The organism is Parashewanella spongiae, from assembly GCF_004358345.1.
GTDB classification, from domain to species: Bacteria; Pseudomonadota; Gammaproteobacteria; order Enterobacterales; family Shewanellaceae; genus Parashewanella; species Parashewanella spongiae.
On record NZ_CP037952.1, the window covers coordinates 5,057,255 to 5,078,777 of the forward strand.

The 21,523-nt window shown below is 42.8% G+C and carries 17 protein-coding genes; 5 read left to right on the plus strand and 12 right to left on the minus strand.

Translation table 11 applies throughout. The features are described 5' to 3' along the window. Positions 1-7 precede the first annotated feature (7 nt). The 8 genes from rnr to zapE all read right to left on the minus strand — a co-directional run bounded on the left by rnr (position 8) and on the right by zapE (position 8,482). A complete protein-coding gene (gene rnr, locus E2I05_RS20035) occupies positions 8-2,464 on the minus strand; it encodes a ribonuclease R (protein ID WP_121852656.1) in 2,457 nt (818 codons plus the stop codon). A gap of 33 nt (positions 2,465-2,497) precedes the next feature. Then, entirely contained in the window at positions 2,498-3,106 is a 609-nt protein-coding gene (locus E2I05_RS20040; RefSeq protein WP_121852657.1) for a tetratricopeptide repeat protein, read from the minus strand. Positions 3,107-4,004: 898 nt separating this feature from the next. Beyond that, a complete protein-coding gene (locus E2I05_RS20045; protein WP_121852658.1) occupies positions 4,005-5,300 on the minus strand; it encodes an adenylosuccinate synthase in 1,296 nt (431 codons plus the stop codon). Positions 5,301-5,367: 67 nt separating this feature from the next. Continuing rightward, positions 5,368-5,556, minus strand: coding sequence for a DUF2065 domain-containing protein (locus E2I05_RS20050; protein ID WP_121852659.1), 189 nt, complete (start codon positions 5,554-5,556; stop codon positions 5,368-5,370). 109 nt (positions 5,557-5,665) lie between these two features. Further along, positions 5,666-6,130 carry a hypothetical protein gene (locus tag E2I05_RS20055; protein WP_133309823.1) on the minus strand — a complete coding sequence of 155 codons (465 nt, stop codon included), beginning with the start codon at positions 6,128-6,130 and terminating at the stop codon, positions 5,666-5,668. A 201-nt stretch (positions 6,131-6,331) separates the two neighbouring features. Next, the gene (gene rpsI / locus E2I05_RS20060; RefSeq protein WP_121852661.1) at positions 6,332-6,724 is read right to left on the minus strand and encodes a 30S ribosomal protein S9; all 393 of its coding nucleotides are present in this window, start codon (positions 6,722-6,724) and stop codon (positions 6,332-6,334) included. Between the two features lie 14 nt (positions 6,725-6,738). After that, positions 6,739-7,167, minus strand: coding sequence for a 50S ribosomal protein L13 (gene rplM, locus E2I05_RS20065; RefSeq protein WP_121852673.1), 429 nt, complete (start codon positions 7,165-7,167; stop codon positions 6,739-6,741). Positions 7,168-7,372: 205 nt separating this feature from the next. After that, positions 7,373-8,482, minus strand: coding sequence for a cell division protein ZapE (zapE, locus tag E2I05_RS20070; RefSeq protein ID WP_121852662.1), 1,110 nt, complete (start codon positions 8,480-8,482; stop codon positions 7,373-7,375). A gap of 233 nt (positions 8,483-8,715) precedes the next feature. On the opposite strand from zapE, the gene E2I05_RS20075 reads away from it, so the two are divergent. The 3 genes from E2I05_RS20075 (at position 8,716) to degS (ending at position 13,057) form a co-directional block, all read left to right on the plus strand. Further along, on the plus strand, positions 8,716-10,125 hold the full coding sequence (locus E2I05_RS20075; RefSeq protein ID WP_121852663.1) for a hypothetical protein: 1,410 nt from the start codon (positions 8,716-8,718) through the stop codon (positions 10,123-10,125). A gap of 300 nt (positions 10,126-10,425) precedes the next feature. Continuing rightward, on the plus strand, positions 10,426-11,778 hold the full coding sequence (locus tag E2I05_RS20080) for a DegQ family serine endoprotease (protein WP_121852664.1): 1,353 nt from the start codon (positions 10,426-10,428) through the stop codon (positions 11,776-11,778). Positions 11,779-11,935: 157 nt separating this feature from the next. Further along, positions 11,936-13,057, plus strand: coding sequence for an outer membrane-stress sensor serine endopeptidase DegS (gene degS / locus E2I05_RS20085; RefSeq protein WP_121852665.1), 1,122 nt, complete (start codon positions 11,936-11,938; stop codon positions 13,055-13,057). A gap of 62 nt (positions 13,058-13,119) precedes the next feature. Here the strand turns inward: degS and lpdA are convergent, their stop codons facing one another. The 4 genes from lpdA to pdhR all read right to left on the minus strand — a co-directional run bounded on the left by lpdA (position 13,120) and on the right by pdhR (position 19,826). Beyond that, positions 13,120-14,547, minus strand: coding sequence for a dihydrolipoyl dehydrogenase (gene lpdA, locus E2I05_RS20090; RefSeq protein WP_121852674.1), 1,428 nt, complete (start codon positions 14,545-14,547; stop codon positions 13,120-13,122). Between the two features lie 145 nt (positions 14,548-14,692). Next, entirely contained in the window at positions 14,693-16,348 is a 1,656-nt protein-coding gene (aceF, locus tag E2I05_RS20095) for a dihydrolipoyllysine-residue acetyltransferase (protein ID WP_121852666.1), read from the minus strand. A 12-nt stretch (positions 16,349-16,360) separates the two neighbouring features. Further along, complete coding sequence (aceE, locus tag E2I05_RS20100) at positions 16,361-19,027, minus strand: pyruvate dehydrogenase (acetyl-transferring), homodimeric type (protein ID WP_121852667.1); 2,667 nt, start codon at positions 19,025-19,027, stop codon at positions 16,361-16,363. Between the two features lie 46 nt (positions 19,028-19,073). Next, positions 19,074-19,826 carry a pyruvate dehydrogenase complex transcriptional repressor PdhR gene (pdhR, locus tag E2I05_RS20105; protein WP_121852668.1) on the minus strand — a complete coding sequence of 251 codons (753 nt, stop codon included), beginning with the start codon at positions 19,824-19,826 and terminating at the stop codon, positions 19,074-19,076. A 257-nt stretch (positions 19,827-20,083) separates the two neighbouring features. Here pdhR and ampD point away from each other — a divergent pair, with 257 nt between their 5' ends. Both ampD and ampE read left to right on the plus strand, forming a co-directional pair. Next, positions 20,084-20,629: a 1,6-anhydro-N-acetylmuramyl-L-alanine amidase AmpD gene (gene ampD, locus E2I05_RS20110; protein ID WP_121852669.1), complete on the plus strand. Its 546-nt coding sequence runs from the start codon at positions 20,084-20,086 to the stop codon at positions 20,627-20,629. Between the two features lie 43 nt (positions 20,630-20,672). Then, positions 20,673-21,521 carry a beta-lactamase regulator AmpE gene (gene ampE / locus E2I05_RS20115; RefSeq protein WP_121852670.1) on the plus strand — a complete coding sequence of 283 codons (849 nt, stop codon included), beginning with the start codon at positions 20,673-20,675 and terminating at the stop codon, positions 21,519-21,521. The last annotated feature ends 2 nt before the right edge of the window (positions 21,522-21,523 follow it).

Below are 21,523 nucleotides of genomic sequence, written 5' to 3' on the forward strand. Positions count from 1 at the left end.
TAATATCTTACTTCTTAACTGTTCGTTTTTTCACGCGAGTTCTGCTTTTAGATTTCTTCGCAGTTCCTGATTTTGTATTGTTAGTTTGGGTTTTATTTTTAGCTGTTTTTTTCACCGAGTCTTTCTTTTTCGGATCTGTTGCCTTAGCTTTGCGTGAGTATTTAGCTTTATCAGAACCTGTTGATGATTCCTTTTTTGACTTAGCCTGCTTAGCACCTTCAATATTAACCCGCTCTCTTGCGGTTAATGGTTTACGCGCTCCGCTTTTACGCCTCGATTTTGAATCACCCACAATGGCTAAATCAATTTGTCTGTCATCAAGGTTCACCCCTGCAACACTAACCGTGACTGCATCACCGAGTTGATAAACTTGTCCCGAGCTTTCACCGATCAAACGCTGTCGACTCGGATCAAATTGGAAATAATCGCTCGCCAAGGTCGATACATGAACTAACCCATCAATAAACAACTTGTTAAGGCGTACAAAAAAACCAAAGTTAGTTACGGAAGCAATCACACCATCGAAGGTATCACCAACATGATCCTGCATGAACTCGCACTTAAGCCAGTCACTGACATCGCGCGTAGCTTCATCGGCGCGGCGTTCATAATTCGAACAGGTTTCCGCTAATACATCCAGCTCTTCGAGTTGATAATGATAACCGCCATCACGTGTCCATTTTTCTTTATTTTCGCCTTGTTCTTTAGCCAGTAAGTGCCTAATTACACGATGCAATACCAAGTCTGGATAACGACGAATGGGCGATGTGAAGTGTGCGTATTGCTCTAAGGCTAAACCAAAGTGACCATTATTGTCAGGTGTATAGACCGCTTGGCGCATCGAACGCAGCAACATCACTTGGATCAACTCAGCATCTGGCCTGTCTGCTATCTCCAACATCAAATTCTGATAGTCAATTGGATCAGGCTCATTACCGCCGTCCATGGTCAAACCCCGTTCGGCTAAAAAGGCTTTAAAGTTACTCAGCTTTTGATCAGACGGAGAATCATGCACACGATATAACACTTCACCTTTATGCTTTTTAACAAACTTCGCGGCGGCTACATTAGCCAAAATCATACATTCTTCAATGATTTTGTGTGCTTGATTACGGCTGCGTGGTTCGATGCGTTCAATTTTACGTTGTTCATTAAAAATAAACTGGGTTTCAAGGGTCTCAAAACCAATAGCACCTCGAACAGCACGTTGCTCATTTAAGGTTAAATATAAGCTCTGTAAGCACTGTAAATGTGGTAGTAAAGCTTGGTGTTCATCCAGCCCTTGTGCGCCTTCGAGCATGGCCGCCACTTGGGTATAAGTGAACCGCGCATGGGAATGCATTACCGCAGGATAGAATTTGTAACCTGATAACTTACCATTGGCTGAAATGGTCATTTCAGTCACCATACATAAACGATCCACCTTAGGCTTTAATGAACATAACCCGTTCGACAGCTTTTCAGGCAGCATTGGGATCACTTGTGATGGGAAATATACCGATGTACCACGTGATTGTGCTTCTTTATCTAACGCTGAATCGGTGCGTACATAATGACTGACATCGGCAATCGCGACCCACAAGCGCCAGCCACCACTTTTTTTAGTTTCCGCATAAACGGCATCGTCAAAGTCTCTGGCGTCTTCACCATCGATGGTCACTAATGGTAAATGGCGTAAATCAACGCGGTTTTGCTTTTCCTCTTCAGTCACGTCATCAGGAATGCGGCGTAATTTTTTTTCAATCACACTTGACCATTCATGAGGCAGATCATAATTACGCAGCGCGATCTGAATTTCCATACCCGGTGCCATTTGCTGACCAAGTACTTCAACAACTTTCGCAGTGGCTTTAATATAACGGCTAGGACGGCGTGTCAGTTCGAGCACGACTACATCGCCATGTCTCGCACCATTTTTATCTTCTTTAGGTATGAGTATTTCTTGGCTGATGCGTCTGTCATCGGCGACAACAAATCCCATTCCTGCATCGAGGTAATAGCGACCAACCAGCGGCGCTTTTCGCTCTGATACTAAACGCACAATGCGCGCGTCACGGCGGCCACGTTTATCTGATCCCGCTTTTTGTGCCAGCACTTTATCGCCATGAAAGTACATTTGCATATCACGGGCGGAGATGTACAAATCATCGCCACCTTCATCTGGCTTAAACCAGCCAAAACCATCTCGATGACCTAACACAGTGCCGGTAATTAAATCCATTCGTTCTGGCAAACCATAACTGTGACCGCGGGTATACACTAACTGTCCATCACGCTCCATTGCACGTAAACGACGACGAAGGCCTTCGAGTTGTTCTTCATCGGTGATGTCTAACGCGGTAGCAATTTTTTCACGTGTCATCGGTGAGGTTTGCTTGGTTAAGTACGCTAAAATGTACTCACGACTTGGGATAGGGTTTTCGTATTTATCTTGTTCACGCTCAAAATGAGGGTCTATTGTCATTCATGTTCCAATTTTTTATGGCAGAAAAGGTCTTCAATAGCCTCTTTCTGCACGTTTAACAGCACTGACGGGCATTTTTGTCGCCAATTGCTGTAATAAATGTTCGGCTTGTTGCTTAGTATGTTGCGAGTCAAAAGTATTGTTATGCAATAAACGGTAACCTGTTTCATAGTCTACAGGGCTACCGATATCTTCAATAAATAACTTCACCAACAGCATTTGTGCCGGAATATAACCGCTGTATGCAGCGGGCAAGGCATACTTCATTGCCTTGTCTTTATTTTGTATCACTAACTCGCCTTTATCATGGTAGCTGGCTAAACGATACATGGCCTCAGCTAAACCTTGTTTAGCACTGTCTGCCACCAAAGTCATACCACGCTTCAAGTCAGTGTTCACACAGGTCCCTGTATTGAGCATTTCACCCCATAAAAATTGATACAAGGGCTCTTTTAATACTTCAGCTCGTGCTTCAATGTCTTGCACAAGCTGGCAATCATCTGCTTTTACTCGTTGCAAATACTGGTTATTACGGATCAACTGTGACAATTGCTTTTGTGAATATATGTCGACGGCCTCTAGCTCTGCCTTTGCAGTGAGACTTAAACATAACAACATAACAGTGCTAATGATACGTAACATAAGCGATCTCAATGACAGGAATATTACTCTATGCATCGGCATTATAACTCATTTCTTGAGCAATCGATGATTCTAGGGGCAAAAAGAACATAATAAATGGAATTGTTAATTCGATCTTAACGGTTGGCTCCTGAAATGTAGATTATTCCGTTCAACTTAGAAACATCAGTTGACTGCGTTCTCAAGCGTAGAAAAAAATGGCTGATAGTAATACCAATTACAGTAATTAACTTCCCACTTAGCAAGAGCTAAAGGATTTCAGTACAAGGCGCAAGTTTGAAGTACTATCGGGATAATTCAAAAACTTGTAACGTAGTAATGGAATCCTTTAGTCTTGCCCTTCGGGAGCTTGTATGTGTCCAAATTACTACGCAAAACTGTCTCAACGTAGCAATGTAATAACGACAGTTTTGTATGTCGGTAATAACTATGTCTTCATCAATTTCACTTGTACTTTGAACACATACATAGCTCTGAGCTGGGAATTTAATTACTGTAATTGGTATAAGGCGTAGCTTGCAGCAAATAGTTATTTTACTTGCAAAAGTTACAACGCAGATAGCAGTCATTTTAGCAAGCTTGTGAGCGTAAAGCACTTCACTCATTGGGTGAAAGCCATGATGATAAAATCTTATTATTGCTCAAATAGTTACTCGTATACTCAGCGTTCAACTGATGTTTTTAGGTTCAACCACACTATCATCGCAATTAAAGAACTCATGGCAAGCAAACGGAATGAAATGCCACAATGAAGCTATGGTGAGGTATTAAAGAGCACTAGCGAAAAGTGTCCCCATATTGCCACCCCGGGTATTAGCAGATACAAAAATGCCGCTCAATAATATGAGCGGCATTTTTATTGCAGTCAATTAACTGAGTAATTTAGATACTGAAAGATTTAGTTGAATGGGCTAACCAAAACCATAGTTTCGTTACGATCTGGCCCTGTAGAAATAATATCTACCGGTGTTTCAAGCAACTCTTCGATACGTTTGATGTAATTACGTGCGGCTTGAGGTAATTGCTCAACAGAAGTCGCGCCAAAGGTTTCTTCACTCCAACCTGGCATACTTTCATACACAGGTGTGACTTCATCATAGCCTTCTGCTGCCATTGGCGTTTGCTTCATGATAGAGCCGTCTGGCATTTGATAGCCAATACAGATTTTCACCTCTTCCAAACCGTCTAACACGTCAAGCTTAGTTAAACAGAGGCCGGTAATACTGTTAATTTGTACCGCGCGCTTCATCGCAACCACATCTAACCAACCCGGACGACGTTTACGGCCAGTAGTCGCACCAAATTCGTGACCTTTTTCACCAAGGTAATCACCAATTTCGTTATTCAACTCTGTTGGGAACGGACCGCTTCCCACGCGAGTGGTATAAGCTTTAATAATGCCTAAAACATAATCTAAATGACAAGGACCAAAACCAGAACCTGTCGCGACACCACCAGCGGTTGTGTTTGAAGAGGTTACAAATGGGTAAGTACCGTGGTCAATATCAAGCAATGTGCCTTGCGCACCTTCAAACAATATTGGCTCACCCGCTTTACGCGCGCTATCCAGTAGCTCCGTCACGTCAACACACATGGCTTGTAAGTAATCAGCAATCTCAAGTGCATCAGCCAATGTTTTCTCGTAATCAACGGCTTCGCATTTGTAGTACTCGGTGAGCATAAAGTTGTGATATTCCATCACCTCTTTTAGCTTTTCTGCGAATAGCGCTTTGTTAAACAAATCACCCACACGCAAACCACGACGAGACACTTTGTCTTCGTACGCAGGACCAATACCACGACCAGTAGTACCGATAGCGTTATTGCCACGTGCTTTTTCACGGGCTACGTCTAATGCACAATGAAACGGAAGAATTAACGGACAAGCTTCAGAAATTTGAAGACGCTCTTCAACCGGAATACCGCGCTCTTTCAGCATGGTAATTTCTTTCAATAATGCGTCAGGAGCCAGCACTACGCCGTTACCAATAATGCATTTAACATTATCGCGTAAAATACCTGATGGAATTAAATGAAGTACGGTTTTATCGCCGTCGATGACGAGCGTATGACCAGCGTTATGGCCGCCTTGATAACGAACCACATATTTTGCCTGTTCTGTCAGAAGGTCGACAATCTTACCTTTTCCTTCGTCACCCCATTGAGTGCCGAGAACAACTACGTTTTTGCTCATTTTTCGCTGTGTAGGTTGAGATTAAAAACGGATTCTAACAGATTTGAGCCATGAAAAGGCAAGCAATTTATGAAAAAATAACCAATAAAACCAAACCTGCCGTCACCAAGCACCCTCCCAGCCGTTGCATAGCCTGAGGAGACTGTTCTGAAAATGAAGCTAATACCTTTTTCCAGCGCTTTGGGATCAATAAAGGCCCAAAACCTTCAAAAATGAGCATTAAGCCTAAAGCGAGCATGATTACTGTAAATGTCATACATTCCCTTTTAAATTAAGTATTGTGATTTCCGTCTTCAGCAGCTACGAGATGGGTATGTAAAACTCCCTCTATTTAATACTTCGAAAATAATATTCTTTGAACGTTTTCATAAACTCATATCTAATGCTTCAAACTGTAATTTATACTCATTTCTGTGCATTTTCCCTTTGAGTATTCCTTGCAACTCAGCTGATAGTTTATTGGAGTAAAGTCCGTGAACCGTATCACAATTGAATTGATATTTTTTTATATTTGTAATTAGTGTATTTATATTTTCGTTATTCACATTGCACCCAAGAAAAATGCGTCCTATTTTTCTTGGGTGCCCCAGACAACCTTCATTTATTCGTGAAAAGAACATAGTGTCGTTACCATCTGAGTTATGCCAAAGCTTGCTGATTAATCCCAAACTTCCAGTGGAGTTAATCCCAATGTGATCCGGTTTGATGAAATACGTTTTATCTTTTTCAGATTTCTTATCATCTATACATTTTATTCGATCTGAATACTTACCTAAGATTTCTTTTGCTATCTCATATCCATTTTTTTGAGAATAATTGTAGTAACCCAAATGAATCACCCCGCCCCAAGGGGCGAGGTATCAATTAGTTAGATAAAGACGTTAGTCCGCCGCAAGCGGCTAGGAATTTACCCTACTGAGATTAAATAGTATTTATGATGTTCGCAAGACAAGTGAATACAAAAGCTGTTTTATTTCCCATAAAAAAACCCAGCATAAGCTGGGTTTTTCGACAAACTCCTGAGCGTAATATTAACGCTTAGAGAATTGTCTCTTACGACGAGCTTTACGGAAGCCGACTTTCTTACGTTCAACTTCACGAGCATCACGGGTAACGAAACCAGCAGCACGTAGAGATGGACGAAGCGTTTCGTCAAGTTGCATAAGAGCACGTGTAATACCGTGACGGATCGCACCAGCTTGACCAGTAGTACCACCACCTTTAACAGTGATGTTTAGGTCTAGTTTTTCTAGCATCTCAACCAATTCAAGTGGTTGACGTACTACCATGCGAGCAGTTTCACGTCCAAAATATACGTCTAAAGAACGTTTATTTACAGTGATGTTTCCACTACCTACTTTTGCGAATACGCGAGCGGTAGAAGTTTTGCGACGGCCAGTGCCGTAATACTGAGTTGCAGCCATTAGCTTAATCCCGTTTAGATATCAAGAACTTGAGGTTGTTGTGCAGTGTGGTTATGTTCTGCGCCAGCGTAAACTTTAAGTTTACGGAACATAGCGCGACCCAATGGGCCTTTTGGTAACATACCCTTAACTGCTTTCTCGATAATCATTTCTGGCTTATGAGCTTGCAGCTTCTCGAAGCTGATTTGCTTAATGCCACCAGGGAAGCCTGAGTGCGAGTAGTATGTTTTGCCTTTCGCTTTATTACCAGTAACAGTAACTTTATCAGCGTTAACAACGATGATGTAATCACCAGTATCAACGTGAGGAGTATATTCTGGCTTGTGTTTACCACGTAAACGAGTAGCAATTTCAGTCGCAATACGACCTAAAGTTTTGCCGTCTGCGTCAACGACAAACCAGTCACGTGTTACAGTTTCTGGTGTAGCAGTAAAAGTCTTCATTTTACAAAAACCCAAAGTTATGTGTTGTTTCACACGTTATTGCCTATGCAAATAACGTAAAAAGTGCCTTCATTTTTGCCCCTTCGAGCAAACGAAATGGCTGAATAATCCGCTAGTTAAAACGGTTTAACGTGGGCAGGCGACGGATTATATAGAAATATCGGCTAAAAATCATCTATTTTTTATTTAATGCCATGATTCTTTTTTATGGTAAATGCTCTAACGCTAAATAGTCATGGGATTGCATTTCTATTAGTCTGGATCGACATCGTCGAAACTCAAAGTTAAGCCTTCCATCTGTGTAAATGTTTTCCAACGCCACTTCAGCTGAAATGATGAGTTTCACGTGTCGTTCGTAAAACTCATCCACCAAAGCTAGAAACCGCCTTGCTATGTCGTCACCGGTAAGCTGTTCGCCCATTTGTTTGACGCCACTTATCATCACTGTATGGTGTAAGCGCGCTAGTTCCATATAGTCACGTTGACTGCGAGGCCCATCACACAGTGCAATAAAATCGACCAACAACACACCTTGGGCTTGTTGCCTGATTGCAATTGGGCGATCTTCAATGTCAATGCTTCCCGTTGTCACTTCAGACTCCGGCGCTAACTTTGAAAAATAATCCGCTAAGTTTTGTTCTGCTTTGTCATCTAGTGGGTAGTGATAAATTTCAGCTTGCTCTAGGGTGCGAAGTCGATAATCTACGCCTGAATCCACATTCAACACTTGGCAATTATTTTTTATCTCATCAATAGCAGGCAGAAAACGGGCGCGTTGGAGCCCGTTTTTGTATAACTCATCAGGAATAATATTTGAAGTCGCGACTAATACCACCCCTTCATCGAATAAGGCTTGAAATAAAGTCCCTAGTAACATGGCGTCGGTAATGTCTGAAACGAAAAACTCATCAAAGCAAATAACACGATATTGCTTCGCCATTTTGCTCGCCATCGTAAGAAGTGGATTTTGTGTGCCCTTAAGCAAGCTTAATTCATGATGGACTTGATGCATAAAGCGGTGAAAATGCGCTCTTAACTTATTGTCAAAAGGCAGTGCGTCATAGAAAGTATCCATTAAATAGGTCTTCCCTCGACCAACCCCTCCCCACAGGTATAGCCCTTGCACTGAGTCTTTGCTTGAATGTCCAAACCAACTCAAGGCCTTTCTCCATACGGAGTCGCTTTGAGATTCATTCAATAAATCATCGTAAACGCGTTGTAAAGAAATAACAGCTTGCTCTTGTGCTGGATCATGTGAAAAGTCATCGCGAAATAAGTCTTGTTGATAATGTTGCCATGGGGTTAGATTCGACACTGAACTGCTGCTCACTTTCTATTTGTTGTTAATCCTTCTGAGAATTTTAGCATGCCAATCAATAGCCTGATAGACGTAATTGTTTTCCCTCTGATGCACTCAATCATTTGAGTTTGTGACAGCTAATGGTTTGATAAAATCAAAATTATTTTAATTATCGTCAGCTTACGTCCAAGTTTAATCGTGATAATAGTGATACGTACTCTTTAATTGACTATATGAGTGAGCACATTATGGCTGTAGCATTAAATCCTCAACAATCGACGTCTTCATTACAAGAAGCACAGTATACACAGCAAACTGTCAACACCTTAGCACAAGACGAGAGCAGCAAAAGCTATGCTGTTGATTGTCCGTATGGGGTTCAAGCTACCGTTGTGGCTGCGGCACTGAGGATTATTGACTTCCATAGCAGTTTTTCAAGTCAGCTCATACCTTCGAACTGCTTTTTTCTCGATGTGACCAGTGAATGTTCAGCAGAAGATAATTTTTCCGTACAATGCGCACTCACTCTTACTTGCCAAGAATCAAGCAAATGCTCACAATATGACACCGCCGTAGTTAATTTTTTTAAGCTACCAACTCCGAATCAAGTTCCAGCAGCAAAGTCCACCAATAAGCTGAGCACCTCCGCTCACACTAAAGTTGAATCTGCAAAAGAAGCTCAAACTCAACTTATTGCGCCGCCATTTCATGCCTTTTACAGCAAAACGACAAAGGGTAAACAGCATTTAGAGCATATGTCAGCAAAATTAAAAACCTTAACGGATCATCCTTTTCTCATTCACCCAGCCATTCACCATTTGAGAGCCATCGGCAACCCCGCACCATCAGTGTTATTGAACACGCCTCCACAGTTTCAGTTTTTATCACTGTTAGTGTTACAAAACTATAATATGTCCAACTTAACAGAAACTGCAAAACATTATGTTGAAGGAAATATGTCCGACTTCTCCGAAATCCGTCCAAATCAGTTGTCAGACGACGAAATGCTTATGGTTATTGAAAAATTAATCGAAGGCTTCCTTGAATTAAAACGAAGAGGCTTTTCTTGTCACAATATCACTTTCCATGATTTATCCTTCGACTTACATAGCATGCAGCCATACATCAATAATATGGAATGTGTCTGTCCGGCATCTGATACAAATCCTGACGTTCCTTCTCCATTAGGTGCGCATCCTCACGAGATGACTTCGTCAACAGAAACCCTCTGCCCGAGTCAATCAAAAGCCCTAGAGACTCAAGAGCAACAATCTGTAAGACAATTAGGTGAGATATTTTTATTACTTACAGGGCACGTCCCCAAGTACATTGGTGAAATCATTGATGGACAAACAGGTCTAAAGCCAACTAAAGAGTATAATTGGCACAAAATGAAAGCCGATGCCGTTCAAGCCCAAGCTGAATTCTCAGTAACAAGCAATAAGGGTAATAAGCTAAAAAAGGTATTTTCATCCACAACGGGGAAAATCCAACAGAAAAACTACAGCAGTAAACAACCATTCAAGGTTAATCTATTTAAGTTTTTAGAGTTATTACTGAGAGGCACGCCAGAAAAACGTCCAGGGTTTGGTGACCTGCTTGACCATATCACATCATTAAAAGAAAAACGTACAGCATATAAAACAGGCAAAAAATAACTGAATCATACAGATAGAAGACTTGATATTTTAGCCATTCGCACCTATCTATAGTAAATGTGGATTAGGTGCTGAAAAAGCATCCAACCAATTAATGTTTAAAATGAATATTGAACTTTCCCCTGCCAACTGAGGTCGGAAAAGAACACTCTTATTCAATAAATACAAATGTTTCACCGCTTTTATCTTTTGCCAAGACATCTCGCAAAAGTGTTGTGAACAATGGATGAGTTACCCATGCTTAAGCAATTTAGGTTACTCAAATATCAATATTATTGACGTTTTTGGAGCAATAACTACATGAAGATTAAACTCTCTGCCCTGTCTGCTGCCGTTTTAGGTGCAGCGTTAACCTTAGCCCCTGTAGTGTCTCATGCGGCAATGCCTGTAGCGATTGATGGCCAGCAAATGCCTAGCCTTGCGCCTATGCTTGAACAAATCACCCCGGCTGTTGTTTCCGTTAACGTATCTGGTGTACAAGTATCAAAGCGTCAATTGCCTGATGCATTTCGTTATTTCTTTGGACCTAATGCCCCGAAAGAACAAGTCCAAGAACGCCCATTCCGTGGACTAGGCTCAGGCGTTATTATTGACGCCAAAAAAGGCTATATCGTAACCAACCATCACGTTATTAATAATGCCGATGATATTACTATAGGCTTAACCGATGGTAGAGAAGTTCCAGCAAAACTTATTGGCAGCGACTCTGAAGCGGATATTGCATTATTGCAGATTAAAGCCGATAACCTTTCTGAAATTAAGTCGTCAGATTCAGATGACTTACGAGTCGGTGATTTTTCAGTGGCTATTGGTAATCCATTTGGATTAGGTCAAACCGTCACGTCAGGTATCGTTAGCGCATTAGGCCGAAGTGGTCTTGGTATCGAGATGTTAGAGAACTTTATTCAGACCGATGCTGCAATCAATAGCGGTAACTCTGGTGGCGCATTAGTGAACTTACGCGGTGAATTAATTGGGATTAATACCGCAATTGTTGCACCAAGCGGCGGCAACGTTGGTATCGGCTTTGCTATTCCAGCGAACATGGTACATAACCTAGTCGACCAGATTATTGAACACGGTGAAGTCCGCCGTGGTATTTTGGGTGTAATGGGTCGTAACTTGGATGCCGATCTAGCCAAAGGTTTTGGTTTAGATACTAGGCACGGTACCTTTGTCAATGAAGTGCAACCTGATAGTGCGGCTGACAAAGCGGGTATCAAAGCGGGTGATATCATCGTCAGTGTAAACGAACGCAAGATCAAGTCATTTGAAGAGCTCAGAGCCAAAGTTGCCAGTTTAGGTGCTGGAGCGAAAGTAACACTTGGTTTGATCCATGACGGTGATGAAAAAACCGTTGACGTCATTTTAGGCGAAGCGAAACAAGTCGCAGAAAAGAGCGCAGGAGCTTTACACCCTATGCTTGACGGTGCAGCCTTAAAAGATGGTAATCAGGGTGTTGAAATCACCGATATTGCAACAGGATCGCCCGCGGCTGCCAGCCAACTCCAGAAAGGCGACATCATCATTGGCGTGAATCGCGATCGTATTCGTACATTAAAGTCACTACGTAAGATCCTGAAAAACAAAGAAGGCGCCGTTGCACTTAAAATTCTTCGAGGTAAAACTCATTTATTTTTAGTATTACGTTAATTAGTCGCTGATCAATAAAAGGAGGCTTATGCCTCCTTTTTTATTTTCAAGATACAAATCAAGGTACTCCAATACTAACAATTAAAAAAGACTCATTTTGAATCAAACATTTTGTCTGATAGTATTCTCGATTTATAGACTAACTTTTTGAGCCGTAATGCTGGTAAAAGACACCTTGCTGTATATATGTAAAGCCGTTATTTTTGGCCTTATTATGGCTGCGGCCATTCTTATTTTTAGCCCATCTTCTGGTAAGTTTTTTTCCTTCAGTCATTTGTTTAGCCAAAGCAACAATTCTAATCAACTGTCATTTTCTAGAGCCGTCAGAGAGGCTGCCCCTTCTGTTGTTAACATTTACAGCATTAATATTGTTACGGCTCGACAATTAGATTCGAGTTCACTGCAAAATAGAAGCGAGCTTCAAGGCCTTGGCTCTGGTGTGATCATGAGCCACCAAGGTTACATATTAACCAACTATCATGTTGTAAATAAAGCCGATGAAATTGTGATCATCTTGCAAGACGGTCGTCGTTTTGAAGCCGAGGTGATCGGTATGGATCCCGCCACCGATTTAGCGGTCATTAAAATTAACGGTGAAAACCTCCCTATTGTACCGCTTGACCTCGATGTATTACCGAATGTTGGTGATGTCGTATTAGCCATTGGTAACCCTTACAACGTAGGTCAAACCATCACTCAGGGGATAATTAGCGCAACAGGTCGCAACAGTTTAAGCTCAGGCTACCAAGAGTTTCTCCAAACGGACGCCGCCATCAACGAAGGCAACTCCGGTGGTGCGCTTATAAACACCAATGGTGTACTGATTGGCATTAACACCGCAGCGTTTCAGGTGGGTGGAGAAAGCGGTAAAGGGATTAATTTTGCAATACCGACTAAGCTTGCTTACCACATTATGGAAAAACTGATTGAGTCAGGTCGGGTAATCCGTGGTGCGATCGGTTTCAATGGTCAAGCCTTAAGTCTAACCCCCAAATACGCTCAAGTGCTTGGGTTAAAGAACCTCGAAGGTGTTGTTGCCACTGACATCGAGCCAAACAGTCCAGCTTTCCATGCACAATTACGTAAAGGTGATGTGGTCATAAAATATCGAGAAGAAGTGGTTCCAGCAGGCCCTGCTGGCGTATGGATGCTTCGTGATCGTATTGCTGAAACAAAACCCGGTACTCAGGTTGTACTCAGTATTATACGCCGTGGTTTAGCAATGGATTTAACGGTTACCGTTGCCGAAAAGTCTACGGTCAATATTCCACAGCAGTAAATATTTATACCAATGACCCATAAAAAAGCCCTCATAGCGAGGGCTTTATATTTAAGAATCAATTACTTCTTTTTCTTTGCCTTTGGATTTGGCAGATCAGTAATAGAACCTTCGTAGATTTCAGCCGCTAGACCAACAGACTCATGCAATGTTGGGTGTGCATGGATAGTTAGAGCGATGTCTTCTGCATCACAACCCATTTCAATTGCTAGGCCGATTTCACCAAGTAATTCGCCACCATTAACGCCTACAATAGCACCACCAATCACACGGTGAGTGTCTTTATCGAAGATAAGCTTAGTCATACCATCTGCACAATCAGATGCGATGGCACGGCCACTTGCTGCCCATGGGAAAGTCGCAGATTCAAAGTTAATACCTTGCTCTTTAGCTTCTTTCTCAGTAAGACCAACCCACGCTACTTCAGGAGCTGTATATGCAATAGAAGGGATAACCTTTGGATCGAAGAAGTGCTTCAAGCCAGAAATGACTTCTGCCGCTACGTGACCTTCATGCACACCTTTGTGCGCCAACATTGGTTGACCAACGATGTCACCGATAGCATGAATGTGCGATACGTTTGTGCGCATTTGCTTATCAACGTTAATAAAGCCACGCTCATCAACATTAACACCGGCTTTTTCGGCATCGAGTAGCTTGCCATTTGGCGTACGACCAATAGCAACCAAAACAGCATCATAACGTACAGGCTCACTAGGCGCTTTTTTGCCTTCCATTGATACGTAAATACCGTCTTTTTTCGCTTCAACCGCAGTCACTTTGGTTTGCATCATCAAGTTAAACTTCTTCTTGATTTGCTTAGTGAACACGCGAGCGACGTCTTTATCAGCCGCAGGGATCACTTGATCGAGCATTTCAACCACATCAATTTCACTGCCTAATGCTTCATACACAGTACCCATTTCTAAGCCAATGATACCGCCGCCCATAACAAGTAGCTTGCCAGGCACTTCTTTCAATTCTAGTGCGTCAGTTGAATCCCAGATACGTGGGTCTTCATGTGGAATGAATGGTAGTTGGATTGGCTTAGAACCCGCCGCGATGATAGCGTTGTCGAAGTTAACAACTGTCTTACCGTCTTCGCCTTCTACTTCAATCGTATTAGGGCCTGTGAATTTACCGTAGCCGTTAACTACGTTCACTTTACGCATTTTAGACATTCCGCCTAAGCCGCCAGTCAATTGGCCAATCACTTTTTCTTTGTAGCTGCGAAGCTTGTCTAGGTCGATTTGTGGCTCACCGAAAACTACACCATGATGGCTCACTTCTTTCGCTTCTTCAATGACTTTAGCAACATGAAGTAGTGCTTTAGAAGGGATACAACCTACGTTTAGACAAACACCACCTAAGGTGCTAAAACGTTCGATGATAATAGTTTCTAGACCTAAGTCAGCGGCGCGGAATGCAGCAGAATAACCAGCAGGGCCTGCACCTAATACGACGACCTGAGTTTTGATTTCTTTACTCATGTTTTCCTCTAATTTCATTCATTCCGTTGGAGGGCGCACCTGCCAACTGAACATGTTCAGCTTTGTAAGGTGAGCGCATTTTACATTGGCTTTATTGCCAAGCACAACAAAAAGGCTGCCTTTACAGCAGCCTCTTTAATCGGTATTACAAAATCATAGTACGAATGTCGGACAAGATACCAGATAAGGTCACACTAAAGCGTGCTGCCATGGCTCCGTCAATCACTCGGTGATCATAAGAAAGTGATAACGGCAACATAAGCTTAGGCTCAAAGTCTTTACCATTCCACTTAGGCTTAATTTCAGACTTAGACACTCCTAAAATAGCCACATCAGGATAATTTACAATAGGCGTAAAGGCTGTACCACCAATACCACCCAAGCTTGAAATCGTGAAACAACTGCCTTGCATATCCGCTGATTTCAACTTGCCTTCACGAGCCTTAACAGAGATTTCCATTAATTCTCGTGACAGCTCATGAATGCCTTTTTGGTCAACATCACGTACCACTGGCACGACTAAACCATTAGGCGTATCAACCGCAACTCCAACATGGTAATATTTCTTCATTACCAGTGATTCACCATCAGCACTTAAGCTTGAGTTAAAGACAGGGAATTGTTGTAGTGCTTTAGCCACGGCCTTGATCATAAACACAAGCGGAGTAATTTTGAGATTCTGCTTCTGTTTGGCTAACAATTCATTTTGTTGCTTGCGGAACGCTTCCATTTCTGTGATGTCAGCTTCATCAAACTGTGTTACATGAGGAATCGTTACCCAGTTGCGATGCAAGTTTGGCCCAGAAATTTTCTGAATACGGCTCAATGGCACTTCTTCCACTTCACCAAATTTAGCAAAATCCACTTTTGGTGCAGCAATCACTTGCAGGCCACCAGCGCCACCAGCAACCGACGATGCTGCCGTTGCTTTAGGGCGAGACAGTTCATACTTCACATACGCTTGAACGTCTTCTTTTACAATGCGTCCCTTGCGACTTGTGCCTTTCACTTGAGTAAGATCAACACCAAACTCACGAGCTAAACGACGAACAGAAGGCGAAGCGTGTACAACTCCGGTAGATACTGGCGTTCCAGCACTTGGATGATACGGCACTGGTGGTTTACTCGCAGAAGCAGGCTTAGCAGGGGCTGCTTTTGGTGCTTCCACTTCAGCGGCTTTAGGTGCTTGAGCAAGAGCGGCGGCTTGTGTTTCGCCAGCAACTTCTAGGGTAATTACAAGTGTACCTTGGGATACTGTATCGCCTACCGATAACTCAACTGACTTCACCACACCAGCGTGCGATGAAGGCACATCCATAGTCGCTTTGTCGGTTTCAAGTGTTACCAAGCCAGCTTCAGCTTCAATGGTATCACCCACAGCAACCAAAACTTCAATTACTGGCACATCTTCGTCGCCACCAATATCAGGAACCGTAATGTCCATAACAGAAGGTGCCTCGTCAACAACTGGCGCAACTGACTCAGCTTGAACAGGCGCTGCTTTTGCTGCTTTTGCTGCTTTTTCTGCTTTTTCTTCAGCAGCAGGAGTCGCTTCTGCAGAGGCTTCACCGCTCATCATGGCAATTAAGGTGCCTTCAGAAATGGTATCGCCTACGGCTACTTTTAACTCGGCCAAGGTACCAGCAAAAGGTGCTGGAATATCCATGGTCGCTTTATCGCTTTCTACAGTAAGAATTGAGTCATCTGCTGCTAAGCTATCGCCTACCGCTGCACACAATTCAATTACTTGCACCTCGTCCCCGCCTATATCAGGAACTAATACTTCTTTTAATTCAGCCATTAGGTTTCCCTCTTACGCGTATTGCGGGTTAACTTTGTCAGTGTCGATGCCGTATTCTTTGATGGTTTTTGTTAACACATCCACTGGCAGCTCACCACGATCAACTAAACTCTTCAATGCCGCGATTACAATAAACTTCGCATCAACTTCGAAATGATGACGCAAGTTATCACGACTATCAGAGCGACCGAAGCCGTCAGTACCTAATACTTTATAGTCCGTAGGCATATAAGCACGTAATTGCTCACCGTACACTTTCATGTAATCTGTCGCTGCAATTGCGGGGCTATCGCTAGAAATGACATCACTGATGTACGCTGTTTTTGGTGTTTCAGTCGGGTTTAGCATGTTCCAACGCTCAGCGGCTTGACCATCACGGGTCAGTTCATTGAAGCTGGTTACGCTGAACACATCGGCTGTAATGCCAAAGTCTTTTGCTAAGGCTTGCGCCGCGCTACGTACTTGCTCAAGGATAGTGCCACAACCCATAAGTTGGACTTTACCTTTACCAGAACCTTCAACAGTCTCTAACTTATAAATACCTTTGACAATGCCTTCTTCAGCACCCGCAGGCATTTCAGGCTGAACGTAATTTTCGTTCATTGTTGTCAAGTAGTAGAATACGTCTTCTTGATTCTCACCGTACATGCGACGAATACCATCTTGTACTACTACAGCGATTTCATAGCCGTATGTCGGATCATAAGTAACACAATTCGGAATGGTATTCGCCAATACGTGGCTGTGACCATCTTGATGCTGTAAACCTTCACCATTAAGCGTTGTACGACCTGAAGTACCACCGACTAAGAAACCACGCGCTCGCATATCACCAGCTGCCCACGCCATGTCGCCAATACGTTGGAAGCCGAACATTGAGTAGTAGATATAGAACGGGATCATCGGTGTATCGTTCACCGAGTAACTGGTGGCCGCTGATACCCAAGATGACATCGCGCCAAGCTCGTTAATACCTTCTTGCAACACTTGACCGGTTTTATCTTCACGATAATAAGCCACTTGATCTTTATCTTGCGGTACGTACTTTTGACCTTCATGTGCATAAATGCCCACTTGACGGAACAAACCTTCCATACCAAATGTACGTGCTTCATCAGGGATGATTGGAACGATTTTTTGTCCAACGCCTTTATCTTTCAGCAATGCCGTCAAAATACGAACAAAGGCCATTGTCGATGAAATTTCACGCCCATTTGAACCTTTTAATACCGCATCAAAGATGTTCAGTTCAGGGACTTTGATTTGCTCAGAGAATTGCTCAAGACGTTTTGGCATTGAACCATGAAGCGCATCACGACGCTCCATCATGTATTTGATTTCTGGTGAATCGGCACCTGGATGGTAGAAAGGAATATCTTCTAATTTGTCATCCGGTACTGGAATATCAAAACGATCACGGAAGTGTCGTACTGAATCCACCGCCATTTTCTTCACATTATGGGCGATATTTTTACCTTCACCAGCATCACCTTGACCATAACCTTTCACAGTTTTAGCCAAAATAACCGTTGGACGACCTTTGGTCTTTTTCGCTTTATCTAATGCGGCGTATACTTTAACTGGATCATGACCACCACGGTTCAAACGCCAAATGTCATCGTCAGACATGTTAGCGACCATTTCTGCCGTTTCTGGGTATTTACCAAAGAAGTGCTCACGCGTATACGCGCCACCCTTAGCTTTACAGTTTTGGTATTCACCATCAACGGTTTCTTCCATCAACTGCAATAGCTTACCACTGGTATCACGAGCTAATAGTGCATCCCAATAACGACCCCAAATCACTTTGGTCACTTCCCAACCTGCGCCGCGGAATTCGCCTTCGAGCTCTTGGATAATTTTACCGTTACCCCGCACAGGGCCATCAAGACGCTGTAGGTTACAGTTAATAATGAAAACTAGGTTATCCAATTCTTCACGAGCCGCAAGCCCAATGGCGCCCAATGCTTCTGGCTCGTCACACTCACCATCACCTAAGAAACAATAAACCGTTTGCTCTGAACAATCTTTAATACCACGATCGGTCAAATACTTAAGAAAACGTGCCTGATAAATTGCTTGGATAGGACCAAGACCCATAGAAACTGTAGGAAACTGCCAGTAATCACTCATCAGTTTAGGGTGAGGATAAGAAGACAGACCTTTACTATCGGCTTCTTGACGGAAATTAGCGAGTTGCTCTTCAGTCAAACGCCCTTCAAGGAATGAACGTGCATAAATACCCGGTGCAATATGACCTTGGAAATAAACCAGATCACCACCATCTTTATCATTTGGCGCACGGAAGAAGTGATTAAAACACACATCATAAATCGTCGCGCTTGATGAAAAGCTTGATATATGACCGCCCAGTTCAAGATCTTTCATTGAACCACGCAATACCATAGCAAGCGCGTTCCAACGAACTAACGCACGAATACGGCGCTCCATTTCTTGATTGCCCGGCATGTTTGGCTCTTGGCCGGCTGGAATGGTGTTTATGTAAGCCGTGGTTGCAGTATATGGTAAGTGAGTACCATTGCGGCGTGCTTTATCAATCATCTTTTCTAAAAGATAATGAGCCCGTTCAGGACCTTCTTGCTCCAATACAGCTTGCATGGCGTCAAGCCATTCTTGAGTTTCTAATGGATCTACGTCTTGTAGCATATCTTCAGACATGACACTGTCCTTCTCTCTATCAGATTTAGGTATCAGGCAATTGCGCCTAATCACCACTCTTCAATCGGCGCAAACTACGCTGCAACCGGCTATCTTCTTCCCGCATGGATAACATGACTTCTTCAATGTAGCTTAAATGCTCATTAGAGGCTTCACGCGCCAATTGTGGGTTTCGTTCTACAATGGCAGCCAACAACGCTCTACGATGTTGATTAGCCATTTTAGCCGCGTCTTCACGGCGGCTCAGCAATACTAAATTTTGAGCGACATTTTTGTGTAATACAGGCTCAAGACTAAGCACTAAATGCAACATGGCAACATTGTGAGAAGCCTCAGCGATTGAGCGATAAAAACTCACAATTGCCGCGGCTTTTTCTTCAATATCGTCGGCTTGCTCGACTTCCAAAATACGACGTTTAATGCTTTGCATGTCTGCATCTGTACCGCGAAGTGCGGCAAAATAAGCCATCATGCCTTCCGTTGCATGACGAAACTCCAACAAGTCATACTGACTTTCGGAGTCATTATTCATCAGTTCAACAATGGGATCGGCCAAGCTTTTCCAAAGCTGCTGTTTGACATAAGTGCCACCACCTTGGCGGCGCATTAACAAACCTTTGGCTTCTAACTTTTGAATGGCTTCGCGCAATGATGGACGTGATACATCGAATTGGGTCGCTAACTCGCGCTCTGGCAATAATTTTTGCCCGGGTTGCAAGCTGCCTTCGAGGATCATTTGTTCCAACTGCCCCATAATGACGTCAGAAATCTTGGGTTGATTAACTTTACTATAAGCCATATGGCTCCCTGTAAATTGGTCTTACCAATTTTTTTGAGTGGCCGCACTTTATCAAATCAATGTGTTAATGTCCACAAAGTGCGATTTTACTCTGTGTGATCTCGCTCAGTGAGCTTGATCAACATTTACTTGAGCATAACCCAAAATGTTGGCAAAGGGGTCAGACCATTTGACCCTTTAATAAAATTGATTGGTTGAGAAAAAATCGATAATTGATATAGTTAACTTATAAAAAGCTGATTAAGTAATGATAAAATATGGCTCATGAATGGAAATCAGGTTGGTTTATTCCAGCACAGCATCGTGAATCACCTCATTTTAACGCTCGTCCGACAGCTGAAGTTAGTTTGTTAGTGATCCACAACATCAGTTTACCTGCTGGAAAATTTGGTCAACGTTATGTGGATGACTTATTCATGGGAAAGCTTGATTACCAAGCAGATAATAGCTTTCATTTACTTGAAGGGATCCGAGTTTCAGCTAATTTTTTCATTCGTCGAGATGGCGAGCTCATTCAATATGTCAGTTGCGACGACAGGGCGTGGCATGCCGGAGTCTCCGAATTTGAAGGGCGTTCAGGTTGTAATGATTTCTCCATCGGCATTGAGCTTGAAGGCACTGACCACCAGCCGTTTACTCATAAACAATATCAACAACTTATCCAGTTAACTCGAGCTATTATGGCTCAATACCCTGACATAACGAAGCAAAGGATCACTGGTCACAGCGACATTGCTCCCGAACGCAAAACTGATCCAGGCCCTTATTTTGATTGGCAATATTACTTAACTCAATTATGCTAACTCACGAGTATCATTTACATCTCAGCGAATAGGATTTTTTAACATGGCGTTATTTTCACTTTTAATCGCAATTTTCGCTGAGCGAATGAAATTCCTCCCTCAAAATTGGCAAATCGCATCACTGCTATCCCAATTTCAACAGCGGTTCATAGGTTCACATTCGTTATCCTCTCCTGTGTTTACTGTAGTAGCTTTAACCTTTCCCGCGGCCAGTATTGCGGTTTTATTATGGTTAGCCCAAGGCGTTTTATTTGGTGCGGTAACATTATTACTCTGGGTTGGGATATCGGTCATTTGTTTAAGCCATTTTCACCTCAGATCAACCTTTAAACATTTTATGCAAGCCGCTTGTCGAGGTGATGTGCAAGCCTGTTACCATTTGTCTACAGAATTAGAAGGCACCTGTACTAAAGCAGTCTCAGAATCCGAATTGGGTACAACTGTGGGGCAAAGTGTTGCTTGGATCAATTATCGAAATTACGGTGCGGTAGCCATTTATTTAATTGCCTTAGGTCCTGTAGGTGCCGTATTTTATAGTACACTACGTTTTTATAGTGAAACGGCACAAAAAGAATCAATCAAGCCGCCTTTTGTCTCTCAATTGTGTTTTTTATTGGATTGGCTGCCAAGTCGACTATTTGCTTTTGGTTACTTGCTCAGTGGACATTTTTCTCACGGCTTATCAACTTGGTTACCTTTAATTACTAAACCAGCCACCCCAGCACGAACCATCATTGTAGATACCGCGCTTGCATCTGAAGTATTACCTGAAAAGTCTACGGCTCCCATTTGTATTCAGTCTACTATTGCCTTGCTGACGTTAGCAAAACGCAGTTTCATTTTATTTGTTACTTTAGTCTCACTGCTGACTATTTTTGGCTGGTTAAACTAGAA

Bases quoted from the DNA above. Each gene is read 5' to 3' on its own strand.
- rnr (WP_121852656.1), bottom strand. From the start codon at position 2,464: ATGACAATAGACCCTCATTTTGAGCGTGAACAAGATAAATACGAAAAC.
- E2I05_RS20040 (WP_121852657.1), bottom strand. From the start codon at position 3,106: ATGTTACGTATCATTAGCACTGTTATGTTGTTATGTTTAAGTCTCACT.
- E2I05_RS20045 (WP_121852658.1), bottom strand. From the start codon at position 5,300: ATGAGCAAAAACGTAGTTGTTCTCGGCACTCAATGGGGTGACGAAGGA.
- E2I05_RS20050 (WP_121852659.1), bottom strand. From the start codon at position 5,556: ATGACATTTACAGTAATCATGCTCGCTTTAGGCTTAATGCTCATTTTT.
- rpsI (WP_121852661.1), bottom strand. From the start codon at position 6,724: ATGGCTGCAACTCAGTATTACGGCACTGGCCGTCGCAAAACTTCTACC.
- rplM (WP_121852673.1), bottom strand. From the start codon at position 7,167: ATGAAGACTTTTACTGCTACACCAGAAACTGTAACACGTGACTGGTTT.
- E2I05_RS20075 (WP_121852663.1), top strand. From the start codon at position 8,716: ATGGCTGTAGCATTAAATCCTCAACAATCGACGTCTTCATTACAAGAA.
- E2I05_RS20080 (WP_121852664.1), top strand. From the start codon at position 10,426: ATGAAGATTAAACTCTCTGCCCTGTCTGCTGCCGTTTTAGGTGCAGCG.
- degS (WP_121852665.1), top strand. From the start codon at position 11,936: ATGCTGGTAAAAGACACCTTGCTGTATATATGTAAAGCCGTTATTTTT.
- lpdA (WP_121852674.1), bottom strand. From the start codon at position 14,547: ATGAGTAAAGAAATCAAAACTCAGGTCGTCGTATTAGGTGCAGGCCCT.
- aceF (WP_121852666.1), bottom strand. From the start codon at position 16,348: ATGGCTGAATTAAAAGAAGTATTAGTTCCTGATATAGGCGGGGACGAG.
- aceE (WP_121852667.1), bottom strand. From the start codon at position 19,027: ATGTCTGAAGATATGCTACAAGACGTAGATCCATTAGAAACTCAAGAA.
- pdhR (WP_121852668.1), bottom strand. From the start codon at position 19,826: ATGGCTTATAGTAAAGTTAATCAACCCAAGATTTCTGACGTCATTATG.
- ampD (WP_121852669.1), top strand. From the start codon at position 20,084: ATGGCTCATGAATGGAAATCAGGTTGGTTTATTCCAGCACAGCATCGT.
- ampE (WP_121852670.1), top strand. From the start codon at position 20,673: ATGGCGTTATTTTCACTTTTAATCGCAATTTTCGCTGAGCGAATGAAA.